Consider the following 15,196-nt stretch of genomic DNA (forward strand, 5'->3'; position numbering starts at 1 on the left):
AAGTGTAGAGGGTAGAAGAAGACTATAGGTTTTGCCGCATCTCTATGCTTGATCCGCAGCCGACAATTTTTCCAGGTACCGCACCGTATCACAAATATGCTATAATACGTGGAAAACTGTTAAAGGAAGGTATTATGTGGACGGAAACGATACAGGTAGAAGCTCCTTATAATTTTGATTTAGTTCTTGACCGCTTACGCTTAGATCCTTTACATGTCATTGATTTTGAAGAGCGGACGATTAAGGTGCCGCTATATATAGAAGAAACACCGCTTGTCGTTCACATTCAAAGTATCGGCAATACGGACAATCCGATGTTTATTTTGCAAGGGGAGCGAAATGAATATAAGGAAGAAGCACTTAAGAGAGTGAAGAAAGTATTCCATTTTCATGAACCATTATCAAAAATCGTAGCTCACTTTCAAGAGACAGACCTACAGGCATTATTTACCGAGCATCACGGTACACCTATTGTGTTAGACTTCGATTATTATAGCTGTCTTGTGAGATGCATCATTCATCAACAACTGAACCTCTCCTTTGCCCATACGCTGACAGAACGCTATGTAAAAACATTCGGCTTTGAAATAGATGGTGTGCCATTTTTCCCGACACCAGAACGTGCATCTCAATTAACGGTGGAAGAATTGCGTGATATTCAATTCAGCACGCGAAAAGCTGAGTATGTGATTGGTTTATCGCAGAAGATAACCACTGGAGAGTTACACTTAAAACAACTAGCAGAACAAACAGACACGGAAATCATCGATACACTCGTAAAGATAAGAGGAATTGGCAATTGGACAGCAGAAAACTTCCTGCTATTTGGCGTAGGAAGACCGAACTTGTTTCCGGTCGCTGACATCGGCATCCAAAGGGCTGTGCAGCAATTATATAATTTGCCACAAAAGCCGACCAAAGAAGAAATGCTTAAATATAGTGAAACCTGGTCGCCCTATTTGAGCTATGCCTCCCTTTATTTATGGAGAAGTACGGAAAAACGGAGTGAAAAGAAATGAGTCAAACTCAAGATAAACAATTGGAAGTCAATCAAACCTTTCCATTAACGATAAAACGACTCGGCATCAACGGAGAAGGAGTCGGCTATTTTAAGAAAAAAGTCGTCTTCGTCCCTGGCGCCTTGCCTGGCGAAGAAATCGTCGCCATTGCAACAAAAGTAGATACGAAATTTTCTCAAGCAAAAATTAAACAGATCCGCAAAGCGTCACCACATCGGGTTGCAGCACCTTGCCCAGTCTATGAACAATGCGGTGGCTGCCAGCTGCAGCATCTTAGTTATAACCAGCAGCTTGTCGAAAAACGCGATATCGTCGTTCAAGCAATGGAACGCTACCTACGCGTCCCAATCGAATCATTAAACATTAAAGAAACGATCGGCATGGAAGATCCATGGAATTACCGAAACAAAAGCCAGTTCCAAGTCGGCATGAAAGAAGGCAAAATCATCGCCGGACTATACGGTGTTAACTCACACCAACTAATCGATATCCCAAACTGTCTAGTTCAGCATAAATCAACGAATAAAGTGACGCGGACTGTGAAGAAAATCTTAAAGAACCTAGATATCTCGATTTATAATGAGCGCAAGAGAAAAGGTGTAATCCGCACCGTCATCACACGTGTAGGTTTCGAAACAGGAGAAGTCCAAGTCGTCTTAGTCACAAGAACCAACGAAATCCCAAGAAAAGACGAACTCATCAAGCAAATACGCGATCAACTACCAGAAGTGAAATCACTCGTCCAAAACGTGAATGATCGAAATACGTCCGTCATCTTTGGCGACAAAACGATTCACCTAGCAGGAGAAAGCATCATCAATGAAACACTTGGTGACTTATCTTACGAACTATCAGCTCGTACCTTCTTCCAGCTGAACCCTGTCCAAACGGTCAAACTTTACAACGAAGTCAAGCAAGCAGCTGCTCTAACAGGACAAGAAAAAGTCGTCGATGCCTATTGCGGAGTCGGAACCATTGGCCTCTGGTTATCCGATCAAGCCAAAGAAGTTCGCGGCATGGACATCATCAAAGAATCGGTTGACGACGCCAAGAAAAACGCCAAAAAACACAACCGAAACAACGTCCATTACGAAGTAGGCAAAGCCGAAAATGTCATGCCTCGTTGGGTCAAAGAAGGCTTTAGACCAGATGTCGTTGTTGTGGATCCACCAAGAACTGGCTGCGACCAAGCATTACTACGCACGATGATGAAGGTAAAGCCGAAGAAGATCGTTTATGTGTCTTGTAATCCGTCTACTTTGGCGAAGGATTTGCAGGAATTGAGTAAGCTTTATAAGGTGGAGAGCATGCAGCCAGTGGATATGTTTCCGCAGACGAGTCATGTGGAGTGTGTGTCGCAACTTATATTAAATTAAACAATTATCTTAAGGCTCAGTTTAACCACTGAGCTTTTTGGTGTGCTAAATTAAACCATAAAGTCATCAATTATTAAGGATTCAGCTATCTAGCATCTGTCGAAAAAATCTACTAAACTTCGAGGAGTGACAGGCAATTATCTTATTTGACCATTGTTATGTCGAATCGATGAAGTATATGAGAAGGCTTTTTATGAGTGGTATTTAAAGGAAGTGTATAATAAACTTAATGCAAGTGTTGGGGTACCAGTATCATATAGAGTTAGAGTGATTATTAAATAGTTTATGTTTGGAAAAAGTCAAAAAGATACTATTGACTTAAATTTGCAAAAGCTAGCCTGATATGTAGCTAGTTTTTTATATTTAGGGTATAAATTCAGTTATATACAGGGATTATAGTATATTTTGTTAAAATAAAAAAAGAAAAGGAGATTTTTATTAATGAGTGCAATAACTACTTTTGATAGTACGGTTGAAAGCTTATCGGATTTATTAAGTAGCATTAAAGAATTGAGAACACAGTTACCAGACTTTCAAAGAGGATGGGTGTGGGATGATGAAAGAATAAAGAACCTTTTAATTAGTATTTCTTTATCCTATCCAATAGGGTCAGTTATGATGCTTCAAACGGGCAATCCTAATGTACGATTTGCTCCAAGGCCAGTCGAAGGTATCACCGGAGCGTCTCAAGTTGAACCTGAAAGACTTATTCTGGATGGTCAGCAACGATTGACTTCGCTATTTCAATCCTTAGTATTAAGAAAACCTGTAAAAACAAGGGATTTTCGAGGAAAAGAAATTTTTCGTCACTATTACATAGCTATCGATAAGATAATTGATCTTAATATTGATAGGGATGAGGCAATAGTAAGCGTTCCTGAAGATAAGATTGTTAAAGGACCGGGTAATGTTATCATTGCAGATTACTCTGATACTTTGAAAGAATGTGAGGCTGGGATGCTTCCAATAAGCTTAATCCTTCATCCGGCAGAGTTATTAGCTTGGCAGACACAATATTTTAGTGATCCTAATAAAATTGCTGAGAGATCGATCAAGTGGAGTAAGTTACTTTCTGAAATCTTTCCAAGGTTTCAAAATTACCAAACACCAGTAATTATGCTCAGAAAGCAAACACCTAAAGAAGCCGTTTGCCAAGTATTTGAGAATGTTAATACGGGAGGGGTTTCGCTAACCGTATTCGAACTGTTAACAGCTTCCTTTGCTGCAGATAATTTTGAATTAAGGAAGGACTGGGAAGCAAAAAAGACTAAGTTAACCAATACAAGTAATGTCTTCAACAAGATACTTGCTGATATTAGTAGCACTGATTTATTACAAACCATATCGCTGTTAACGACATATAACCGTAGAAAACAAAAATCCACTGCTGCAGTAAGTTGTAAACGAAGGGATATTTTAAAGCTTACTTTAGATGATTATCGCACATGGGGGGATAAGGCAGTAGACGGTTTTATTGAAGCAGCAATGTTCCTTCAAGAGCAAAATATTTTCTCAGCTAGAGATTTACCTTATGGATCACAATTAATTCCTTTATCAGCGATTTTTGTTGAAATGGAAAGCCAGGCACACAACTTAAATGTTCGCAACAAGATAGCTCGATGGTATTGGTGCGGTGTTTTAGGTGAGTCGTATGGTGGAGGATCTGAAACTAGATTTGCAAGAGATCTCCCTGAAATAATCGATTGGATTAATGGAGGAGTAGAACCTAGCACTATTCGTGATGCTAATTTTGCTGCTGACAGGCTTTATTCGCTTCGAACACGAAATAGTGCCGCCTACAAAGGGTTACATGTATTGTTAATGAAAGCAGGAGGAAATGATTTCATATCAGGAGTGCCTATTGATATTCAAACATACTACGGCGATCAAATAGATATTCATCACATTTTTCCAAGAGCATATTGTGACAGAAATAATATAGATAAAAAAATGTATGATTCAATTGTCAATAAAACGCCACTTTCGTATAAGACAAATAGAATTATTGGTGGAAACGCACCAAGTATTTATCTTGATAAAATACAGCAGCAACGGCAAATTTCTAAGAATGAACTAGATGATATGTTAAGAACGCATTTAATTGATATTGATTCAATAAGAAATGATGATTTTAATAAATTTTTCGAAATTAGAAGAACTCAGCTAATCCAAATTATTGAAAATGTTATGGGTAAGAAGGTTATTTAACTTTTTTTCTTTTATCTTTAGTAGCGAAAATAAACAATCTCGTATTTCCGAACCCTATCACATTAAGCATTGTCAGTAGAATAAAACCATAATGAAAGCTGCCTATCTTAATCAATATGGCAGCTTTTTCAGGTTAAAACATCCGTGTTATCAACCTCTATCGAATGTGGAAAGTAGGTAAAATAATCCAATAAAAGAGATTACATTAAATCACTCTAGTAAATTAAAATTAACTTAAAAATTCCCTTTTTACAAATTGTAGAGATTCTTTAATATCGGCATCCAATTTAGCTTCATCTGCTTTTTCAGAAAGGTCTCTCCAAATTTTAATATCAGTACCTACAATGCCTCCAGGGCGAACGAATGGTTCCATCACTATATAGCCATCGTAATTGATGTCACGAAGTGCCTGACCCATTTCTGACCATGGCATATGACCTTTGCCGGGCACTTTTCGATTACACTCACCGATGTGGAAATGTCCTAAATAATCACCAGTATAACGAATGGCATCACCAATAAAATCTTCCTCAATGTTCATATGAAAGCTGTCTAACATGACTTTAACATTGTCTTTTCCTATATCTTTTACCAATTCAACAGCTTCTTTCGCATCATTCACTAAAAATTGCTCAAATCTATTTAAAGTCTCTATTAACAAGGTAATATCATATTGAGCAGCATAATCTGCTAATTCCCTCATACTCTTTATACTTTGTTTCCGAGCTTCTGGTTTGTTTATTGGTTTTGTGTAATCTACAGGCCAATAAGAATAGATGGTACCGCCAATCTTATGTATACCGGCTTTATGCAGTGCATCTAAAATCTTTTTCATAAAATCAATTCCATTTTGCCTAATGTTTTCATCTCGGGAGGATACATCGTATTCTATTGGAAGTCCAATTCCTGCCGTTAAAGTAATATTGTATTTCTCGGCTTCAAACCTTAAAGAATATAAATCTTCGTCAGACATATTCACAATTCCTGCAGCCCCTACCTCTAACACATCAAATCCAAGATCAGAAACTTTTTTTACATATTTCAGATAATTTGTATCCCAATCTTCTTCCCAATAAGCAAAATAGATTCCATACTTCATTCTTAACGCCTCCATTATTATAATTTTAATAGTGTATAAACTTCCTCTAATATAAAGAAAGTGCTTACATAAAATAAGAGGTGAGATGAACTTTCAATTTCTTGTTTATTGAATTCATAATTTAAGTATGTTACTATGTAGTAACAATACGATATAAATATGCTATGTATCAATAATAAGAATCCCTGAAGGAATATGTCAAGGAAAATATAAGATATTGAATTTGAAAATTCAAATAAAATCTAGGTTAATAGAAGAGAATATATAGAAAAAGGAATGAAGTGAGGAATGGTTTTATTGAAAAATGTGCGATTGGATAAATCAGTGCCAATACCATTGTATTTCCAACTAAAAGAACTAATTTTATCAGAAATCAAAGAAGGTAATTATAAGATTGGGAGTCTAATTCCTACAGAAAATGAATTGAGTGAGATGTTTGATATTAGCCGTACAACCGTAAGGCAAGCAATAACGGAACTTGCTCAAGAGGGCTGGTTATATCGTGTGAAAAGTAAAGGAACATTTGTATCCAAGCCAAAGATTGACCAAAGTTTCATTCAGGCTTTAGGTTCTTTTAATGATCAAATTGCAGATTTGGGAAGAACCCCCAGCACAGAGCTTCTTGATTTTGAAGTGATAATAGCTCCTGTTGAAGTGGCAAAAGAGCTTAAATTAAAACCAAATGAAAAGGTAGTTTACATTCATCGTAAACGCTTTGCAGATGAAGATCCGATTGTCATGGTAAAGACGTATCTTCCATTTAACAAGTGCAAGTTTGTTTTGAATCATGATTTAGAAAAAGAGTCATTATATCCTGTTTTAGCATTACATGATGATACGCAGATATATAAAATCCGCCGTCTCATAGAAGCTGTAGAGGCAGACGATTATGATATTGAAAATCTAAATATTAGTAGTGATAAGGCAATACAGCAATTTCTTTCGATTGGTTATAACGTATATGATGAACCGATTGAATACTCATTAGCGAGATATCGGGGAGATAGAAACAGGTTCGAGGTAATAATCTCGGCCAATTCACCAAAATAGTTCATTATCATCTATGGTTCCATCCTTGCGAATGGGAGCATAGATGATAAAAAATATATGATTTTAGAATAGATTTAAGGGGTGCTAAAAAGATGACAAAATATATTTTAGCTCATGACTTAGGAACATCGGGGAACAAGGCTACTATATTTTCAGAAAATGGTAAATTAATTGGAAGTTCTGTCTATTCTTATTCTACTGATTATTTTAATGACACATGGGTAGAGCAGGATGCAGAGGATTGGTGGGAGGCCGTATGCATCACAAGTAAGAAATTAATTGGATCTTTAGGTATTAATCCGCTAGATATTGCCGTTGTTAGCTTTAGTGGCCAAATGATGGGATGTCTTTGTGTGGACAAATCAGGGAATCCTTTGCGAAGGGCAATTATTTGGGCTGATCAGCGTGCCCAAAAACAAGTAGCCCAAATTGAAGAATATATCACTCAAAAGGACTTTTATCATATTGTCGGACATCGTAATACGGCCTCATATGGAATTCAAAAGCTTATGTGGGTTCGAGATAATGAACCGGAAATATATGAGCAAACCTATAAAACCTTAAATGCAAAGGATTTCATTGTATCCCGACTTACTGGGAATTTTTATACAGACTTTTCAGATGGGAACAGTAATGGATGTTTTGATTTGGTGAATTTAAAATGGTCCGACGAAATTATCGAGTATGCAGGAATAGACCCAGATAAACTTCCTGAATTAAAGCCCTCAACCTTTGTTGCTGGAGGAGTAACAAAGAAAGCGGCAGAAGCAACAGGTTTAGCCGAAGGAACATCTGTTGTTATTGGTGGCGGTGATGGTGTAACGGCAAGCGTAGGCGCAGGATCCATAAGTCCTGGGAAAACCTATTGCAGTATCGGGACATCCGCATGGATTACGACAGCTTCTGAAAAACCAATTTTTGACGAAGAAATGAGAACGGTTACATGGGCGCATGTAGTTCCTGGATTGTATGCTCCAAATGGTACTATGCAAACTGCTGGTGGGTCCTATAATTGGGTGAAAAATACCATCTGCCAATATGAAATCCAAGAAGCAGAGGCCAATGGGAAGTCACCCTATGAATATATGAATACACAAATCGAACAGTCTCCTGTCGGCTCAAACGGTGTTATTTTTCTTCCGTATCTCTTAGGGGAAAGAGCCCCTAGATGGGATGCTCAAGCAAAAGGTGCATTTATTGGTTTGAAATCTGAAAATCAACGAGGAGATTTACTCCGAAGTGTTTTAGAGGGGGTAACGATGAATCTCTCTATCATTTTAGACATTCTCCGCAAACATATGGATATTGATGAAATGCTTGTCGTTGGCGGTGGAGCGAAAGGTGCTGTTTGGCGCCAAATCATCGCGGATGTATATAATGCAAAGATTATTGTCCCAAACCTGTTAGAAGAAGCAGGCAGTATGGGAGCTGCTGTAACAGGTGGTGTAGGGGTAGGAATGTATAAAGATTTTAATATCATTAATCAATTCATTGAAATTAATCATGTACATACACCTAATTCAGAGGCAGTTTTAGACTATCAGCCTATTAAGAAAGTCTTTGATAATTGTTATTTTGCCTTGAAAGATGTTTTTGCAATAGATAAATAGGTAAAGTTGGTATGGTTAATTATTTCATTATTTACTACAAAAAATGTTGATGGAAGCTCAAAAAGAAGGTTATGCAGTAGGTGCATTTATTGAAGTTTCACTTTATGATCATGTCACTATTTCACACCTATAAATATTGTTAAAGGAGACTATATATATGGATATGTTGAAAAAATTATTCTCACTTGAAGGAAAAGTAGTGCTTATAACTGGGGGGGCACAGGGCATAGGGAAAGTCGTTGCTGAACATATTGCAGCAGTAGGTGCGGATATTGTGATTTTTGACCAACAGGCAGAAAAAGCACAGGCTACGGCGGATGCAATCGGAAGAGAATATCAATGCAGAGCAATGGCAATAGGGGTTGATGTAACAAAGCCAGAGGAGATTGCCGTTGCTATTGAAAAAGCAGATGCCGAAATGGGGAAATTAGATTTATTGTTTAATAATGCAGGAATTGTGATTCAAAAACCAGCTATTGATTTAACCTCGGATGAATGGTTTAAAGTGATTAATGTCAATCTAAATGGGGTTTTCTTTGTAGCACAGGCTTTTGGACGATATTTAATTGCTCGTGATAAGCAAGGTGCTATCGTTAACACAGCTTCTATGTCAGGTACGATTGTTAATTACCCGCAGCAGCAAGCATCTTACAATACATCAAAGGCCGGTGTGGTTCAATTGACTAAATCCCTAGCAGTCGAATGGGCTGATAAAGGAATAAGAGTAAACTGCATAAGTCCTGGCTATATCTTTACAGAGTTAACATCATTTGTTAGACAGGATTGGCAAGATTTATGGAAGGAGCTAACCCCATTTAAACGGATGGGTAAGCCAGAAGAATTAGCTGGTGCTGTAATTTATTTGCTATCTGATTCTTCGTCCTTTGCAACTGGAACAGATTTAATTATTGATGGTGGGTTCACTATTGTTTAATATCTCTTATTCATGCCTAAAGAAGCTTCAGAGGGGGATTTTAATATGATTGATAGTATTATATTTGATTTAGATGGGACTCTATGGGATACCACCCATATAGGGGCGCAAATTTGGTCAGATGCTGCTTCAAACTATCGTATTCGTGTTCAAGTGACAGCAGATCAATTAAAGGGCCTGTACGGATTACCAGTTGATATTATTGCAAAGAGATTATTTCCAGATGCCTCAGATGAAGTACTCCAAGCTATTATGCAGGAAAGTTCTAGGAAACAATGTCAGTACCTTGAAGAAGATGGTGGCATACTTTTCCCAAGACTTATAGAGACATTAAATGAACTAAAGAAAAACTATCGGCTTTTTATTGTAAGCAATTGTGAGGAAGGCTATATTCAAAGTTTCATTAAAGGAAATCAACTGGAAGGTTACTTTGAAGATTTTGAATACCCGGGTAGGACGGGACTGTCAAAGGCAGATAATATCCGTATGATTATTGATCGTAATCATTTAAAGAACCCTATCTATGTAGGCGATACAACGCTAGATGCTACGTCTTCAAAGGAAGCTGGTATACCTTTTGTTTATGCTAAATACGGATTTGGAAATGTTGAAAAGTTCGACGATGTCATTGATTCGTTAAACGAACTAAATCAATTATCACTTCTTAAAATTTAATAGAGTTTCAATTTTTAATAAACTTCTATTAATTATTTTTTAAATATTCATTTTATTGGTAGATATTTATAATTCACGTAAAATTTATCGGATATTGAAGGGCGGTAAGATCTCCATCTCAAGGCTTAGAGGAATTGAAGAAGCGTCGGTGGGGGATGAAGGAAACCCCACTGATTGAAGTTTCAATATATCTAAAGCCAAACATAGAATCTTTTTATTTTTCTTAAAATTCTTTTAATAAGAATATTGATAACGCTATCATTTTATTGTATAGTATGGACATGCATATATTGTAATGTAGTAACAATACTATGTATTGAAAATATAATCTAATCTAGGGGGATATGCACATGAAGAAAAAATCTTTATTTTCATTACTATTAGGTGTGTTAATGGCAGTGTTACTAGTTGGATGTAATTCTTCAGAGGGATCATCTGGAGACGGAAAATCTGGTAATGAAAAGTTTAAAGTTGGTTTTGCGATCAAGACTCAAGATTCGCCTTACTTTGTGTCATTAGTTGATGCTGTTAAAGAATATGCAGGGGCAAAAGGTTGGGATTTAACGGTCCTAGATGCAAATGGAGATACTACAAAAGAAGCAGAAAACATGGAAACTTTTATTGCTCAAGGTATGGACTTAATTTTCTTAGATAGCATTGAACCAGATGCCGCAGTTCCTAGTATTAATAAAGCTGCAGAAGCTGGAATCGGTGTTATTAACCTCGACAGTGGAGTTGGCGAAGGAGCTAAAGATATTACAACGGTTTATTCAGATAATAAACAAAATGGTAGATTAGTAGGGTTAACTTATGCTGAAAAAATGGCGGATAAAGAAATTAAATCTATTATCCTAAGCGGTGCTAAAGGGAATGTAGCAGGTATGGAAAGAAGAACAGGTCTTTTTGCTGGTATTATTGAAGGAAAGACTGGAATTACAGAAGAAGAAGCTTGGAAGCAAGCAGAAGCGTTTGATAAAGAATTAACATCAAAGGGTAAAGCCACTCATGCTGAAGCGAAATTTACGGTTGCAGGACAAGGTTGGGGGAACTGGACTGAGGAAGAGGGTCTAAAAGCTTCTGAGGATCTGATTACAGCTAATCCAGGTTTAACAACTGTATTAGGTGAAAACGATCATATGTTATTTGGTGCAATGACAGCGCTTAAAAATTCTGGGGCTGAAGGTGTTGATATTGTTGCTGCTGCGGACGGAGCGAAGGCAGCTTATGACTTAATTAAAGAAGACAAATACTATGCTACAGGTGAAAACAGTCCTTATAAAGTTGCAGAGTTAGGCGTTAAGATTGCCGAAGAAATTTTAGTGGATGGCAAAGATATGTGGAGCTACGATGACATTACATTAACAAAGCCAGCAGCTGTAACGAAGGAAAATGTAGACGAATATTATGAATTCGGTTTCTAGAAAGTAAAATCTACAAACTGTCTATTACTTAAAGGCAATGATAGTAATAGACAGTATCACTTATCTTTAGGGTTTTGGTTTTAATTGCTATCATATAAAAATTATAATAAGTGATGTCAGTTGAATTAAAGATCTGCCATTTTATGAAAGAGGAGGATTACTTCTTATCATTACTTCTATAGAAAGGGGAGATAAAAATTATGCAGAAAGAATATGCCGTACAAATGAAAAATATTACAAAACATTTCGGCGGTGTGAAAGCGTTAACGGACGTTTCTCTTAATGTTGAAAAAGGGGAAATCCATGCATTAATAGGTGAAAATGGTGCTGGAAAATCCACCTTGATGAAAATCTTAGCAGGTGCCTATCAAAATGATAATGGCCAGATATTAATTAACGGTAAAGAAGCAAAAATTACATCACCTAAAGATGTTATTAATTTAGGAGTTTCAGTTATTTATCAAGAATTTATGCTGGCACCTGACCTTACTGTTGCAGAAAATATCTTTATTGATAAACTAGCTGATTCTGGAATGTTAATTAATTGGAAGATGTTGAAAAAGAGGGCAAAGGAAGAATTAAAAAAACTTGGGTTCGATGATATAGACCCAGAAGCAAAAGTAGGGAGTTTGAGTGTTGCATATCAACAAATTGTGGAAATCTGTAAATGTCTTGCAAGAGAATCAAATGTATTAGTTTTTGATGAGCCAACGGCTGTATTAACGTTTTCTGAGACTCAAAAGTTACTATCCATTATCAATAATTTAAAAAATAATGGTGTTAGTATTATCTATATTTCTCATCGTCTCGAAGAATTATTAGAAATCAGTGATCACATTACCGTATTAAAAGATGGAAAATACGTAGATACAGTAGTTACCTCCTCTATTAATAAGGAAGAATTAGTTTCCATGATGGTTGGAAGAGAGATTACCCAATTGTTCCCTGAACGCAAAACGAAAATAGGAAAAGAAATATTAAAGGTTGATAACTTAAGTGCCGGAAACCTGGTTAAAGATGTCAGCTTCTCAATTAAAAGTGGTGAAGTAGTTGGGTTTAGTGGTTTAGTAGGCTCAGGCAGAACTGAAGCAATGCGGGCTATATTTGGAGTAGATAAAAAGAAATCTGGAAAAGTAATTTATTTTGGAGAAGAAGTGAATTTTAAAGATCCAAAAGAGGCAATAAATAAAGGATTTGGACTTCTCCCTGAGGATCGAAAAAAACAAGGCTTATTGTTAGAGCAATCCATTCGGATGAATACGACAATAGCGTCAATGTTTAAAATAAAGAAATTCGGTGTTATTAATCATAATAAAGAAAAAGAGTATGTGGAAGATTTGTTAGCTAGTATAGCTACAAAGTACGGTTCTATGGAGGATAATGTAAATAGTCTAAGTGGAGGAAACCAGCAAAAAGTTGCCCTTGCAAAATGGCTCTCAGCGGATTGTAAATGTCTTGTATTTGATGAGCCTACCCGAGGGGTAGACGTTGGTGCGAAAACAGAAATCTACAAGATTATTAACCAGCTTGCCGAAAAAGGTGTAGGGGTTATCGTTATTTCCTCTGAAATGTCTGAGATTATCGGAATGTGTGACCGTGCCATTGTTATGCGTCAAGGATTAATAGCCGGAGAGGTAGATAAGTCTGAGTTAACTGAAAATAATCTAATAAAACTTGCAATGGGGGTATAAGAGATATGGCTAACATGGAATTGGGATATGACAAAAACCTGCCTAAAGAAAAAAAAAATAAAAAGCTTAATTTCAAACAATTCCTGATCGATAACAATACATATATCATCCTAGTATTATTAATCATTATCAGCAGTATGCTTACCGATACCTTTTTAACATCCATGAACCTGAGGAATATTGCTCTTCAACAGGCAGCGCCAATATTAGTCGCTATTGGGATGTTATTTGTTATCGTAGCAGGTGGTATTGACTTATCAGTCGGTTCAGTCATGGCCGTAGGAGCAACTGTATCTGCCATTTTGATTAGTGATATGGGAATGAATTATCTTCCGGCAATGTTTCTTGCTGTTGTGATCGGAATTATTTTTGGATTATTTACAGGTATTTTAGTAGCCTATGCAGGTATGCAGGGGTTTGTGGCATCCTTAGCTACTATGACTATTGCAAGAGGGGTTTCCTTTGTAATTACCGGGGGAAGACCAGTTAAACTCGAATCTGGAACTCTAGATACGATTGTAAGCAAAGAATTCTTTTACCCTATTATTCTCATAGCTATTGTTCTAATTGTTGTATTCGCGTTTGTACAAAAATATACCAGCTGGGGACGAATCGCTATTGCTATCGGTAGTAACCCAACAGCAGTACAGCTTGCGGGTATCCGGACAAAAAGATACATTATGTCAACATATGCTGTGTCAGCTGCGCTAGCCGCATTAGCAGGTGTTTTTATTGCAGCAAGATCTTCAACCGGAAGTGCTACAGTAGGAATGGGTCAAGAGTTGGATGCCATTGCTGCTTGTGTTATCGGTGGGGCAAGCCTTGCAGGGGGGAAGGGCTTTGTAGTGAAAGCAGTGGCTGGCGGACTTATTTTAGGATTAATCGGAAATATTATGAACTTAATGGCCGTCCCATCTTATCCACAGGACATTATTAAAGGCTTCATAATTATCGCGGCGGTATTATTGGGAATTTTAACTAATAAATCTGAAAAGACAGTTTAATAGTTTAAGAGCCTTTGTATGAGGGGCAGAGATTAGGAATTCAATAAGTAATGAAAGGGCGAAGAATTTTATGAAAACATTAGTAGTAAATTCTGATGGCCAATTAGTGGTTATAGAAGTACCCCTTCCCAAATACAATTCGAAACAAGCTTTGGTAAAAACCATCAGCTGTGGAATTTGTGGTACGGATGCTACTATTATCAAATCTGAATTTAAAGGCTTTCCTAGAGAGAAATATCCCTTAATGCTTGGACATGAAGGTGTAGGCCGAGTAGTTGAGATAGGCTCTGAGGTAACAAGCTTTAAAGTCGGAGATATTGTTTTGCTTCCTTTTAACGATGAGGATGAAGAACAATACGGCTCTTTAGGTTCGGCATGGGGAGCGTTTAGTGAGTATGGTGTTATAAATGATAAATCAGCTTATCAGGAGGATGATATTCCTGAGGCTGCTTATGCACAGCAGGTTGTACCTGTTGATATTGACCCGGTAGATGCAACAATTCTAATTACCTTAAGAGAAGTTTATAGCACGATTAGATATTTTGATATTAATAAAGATGATAGTATTGTTGTTTTCGGCAGCGGACCTGTTGCCGTAACCTTTATCAAATTAATGAATTTAATGGGATTCCAGTCGATTATTGGAATTGCTAGAAGCGAGGAAAAGCAGAACATTCTTTTGGAGAACGGGGCAAATGCTGCTTTTAATTGCAGAGAAACTGATATTAAGAATGAGATCCGAACATTATACCCTAAAGGAGTCAAGTATGTTTTAGACGCTGTTGGGACTGCTGAGATTATTAATCAAGCGATGGAATTGGTTGAAGATCGAGGAGAAATACTTTGTTATGGTGTACCAAAGTATAATCAAATGCAGCTTGATTGGAGTAAGGCTCCCTACAATTGGAAGCTTAATTTCCAACAAATGCCCTCTAAGCTTGAGGAAGGTGAGTCGTACGGTCAGATTTTATCCTGGATTAGGGAAGGCAAGATTAACTTGAAGGACTTTGTTTCAAATTACTTTACGTTTGAAAATATTTTGGATGCTTTTGAAGAGTATACGAATCATCGAATTTTAAAGAAAGCAATAATTACTTATCCATCTTGAT

General features: G+C 37.0%; 12 protein-coding genes. 11 read left to right on the plus strand and 1 reads right to left on the minus strand.

Annotation, left to right across the window (positions count from 1 at the left end; genetic code table 11):
- Window positions 1–134 precede the first annotated feature (134 nt).
- The 3 genes from V179_RS0101375 to V179_RS0101385 all read left to right on the plus strand — a co-directional run bounded on the left by V179_RS0101375 (window position 135) and on the right by V179_RS0101385 (window position 4,603).
- A complete protein-coding gene (locus tag V179_RS0101375) occupies window positions 135–1,019 on the plus strand; it encodes a DNA-3-methyladenine glycosylase family protein (protein ID WP_028389932.1) in 885 nt (294 codons plus the stop codon).
- Entirely contained in the window at window positions 1,016–2,395 is a 1,380-nt protein-coding gene (gene rlmD / locus V179_RS0101380) for a 23S rRNA (uracil(1939)-C(5))-methyltransferase RlmD (RefSeq protein ID WP_028389933.1), read from the plus strand. Before V179_RS0101375 ends, rlmD begins: the two co-directional genes overlap by 4 nt.
- Window positions 2,396–2,836: 441 nt before the next feature.
- Complete coding sequence (locus V179_RS0101385; RefSeq protein ID WP_028389934.1) at window positions 2,837–4,603, plus strand: DUF262 domain-containing protein; 1,767 nt, start codon at window positions 2,837–2,839, stop codon at window positions 4,601–4,603.
- Window positions 4,604–4,832: 229 nt separating this feature from the next.
- Here V179_RS0101385 and V179_RS0101390 read toward each other — a convergent pair whose 3' ends face one another.
- Entirely contained in the window at window positions 4,833–5,702 is an 870-nt protein-coding gene (locus V179_RS0101390) for a D-psicose 3-epimerase (RefSeq protein WP_028389935.1), read from the minus strand.
- 288 nt (window positions 5,703–5,990) lie between these two features.
- Here V179_RS0101390 and V179_RS0101395 point away from each other — a divergent pair, with 288 nt between their 5' ends.
- The 8 genes from V179_RS0101395 (at window position 5,991) to V179_RS0101430 (ending at window position 15,195) form a co-directional block, all read left to right on the plus strand.
- Entirely contained in the window at window positions 5,991–6,752 is a 762-nt protein-coding gene (locus tag V179_RS0101395; protein ID WP_028389936.1) for a GntR family transcriptional regulator, read from the plus strand.
- A 92-nt stretch (window positions 6,753–6,844) separates the two neighbouring features.
- Window positions 6,845–8,362: a xylulokinase gene (gene xylB / locus V179_RS0101400; protein WP_028389937.1), complete on the plus strand. Its 1,518-nt coding sequence runs from the start codon at window positions 6,845–6,847 to the stop codon at window positions 8,360–8,362.
- A 157-nt stretch (window positions 8,363–8,519) separates the two neighbouring features.
- Window positions 8,520–9,296 carry a glucose 1-dehydrogenase gene (locus tag V179_RS0101405; protein ID WP_028389938.1) on the plus strand — a complete coding sequence of 259 codons (777 nt, stop codon included), beginning with the start codon at window positions 8,520–8,522 and terminating at the stop codon, window positions 9,294–9,296.
- Between the two features lie 45 nt (window positions 9,297–9,341).
- Window positions 9,342–9,971, plus strand: coding sequence for an HAD family hydrolase (locus V179_RS0101410; RefSeq protein WP_028389939.1), 630 nt, complete (start codon window positions 9,342–9,344; stop codon window positions 9,969–9,971).
- Between the two features lie 350 nt (window positions 9,972–10,321).
- Window positions 10,322–11,392, plus strand: coding sequence for a substrate-binding domain-containing protein (locus tag V179_RS0101415; RefSeq protein WP_028389940.1), 1,071 nt, complete (start codon window positions 10,322–10,324; stop codon window positions 11,390–11,392).
- 200 nt (window positions 11,393–11,592) lie between these two features.
- Window positions 11,593–13,083 (plus strand): sugar ABC transporter ATP-binding protein, encoded by a 1,491-nt coding sequence (locus V179_RS0101420; protein ID WP_028389941.1) that lies wholly within the window; start codon window positions 11,593–11,595, stop codon window positions 13,081–13,083.
- 5 nt (window positions 13,084–13,088) lie between these two features.
- Window positions 13,089–14,087 (plus strand): ABC transporter permease, encoded by a 999-nt coding sequence (locus V179_RS0101425; RefSeq protein WP_235178918.1) that lies wholly within the window; start codon window positions 13,089–13,091, stop codon window positions 14,085–14,087.
- Between the two features lie 70 nt (window positions 14,088–14,157).
- Window positions 14,158–15,195: a zinc-dependent alcohol dehydrogenase gene (locus V179_RS0101430; protein WP_028389943.1), complete on the plus strand. Its 1,038-nt coding sequence runs from the start codon at window positions 14,158–14,160 to the stop codon at window positions 15,193–15,195.
- Window position 15,196: the final 1 nt, after the last annotated feature.

This window comes from Bacillus cihuensis (genome assembly GCF_000504145.1).
Lineage (GTDB): Bacteria > Bacillota > Bacilli > Bacillales > DSM-1321 > Peribacillus > Peribacillus huizhouensis.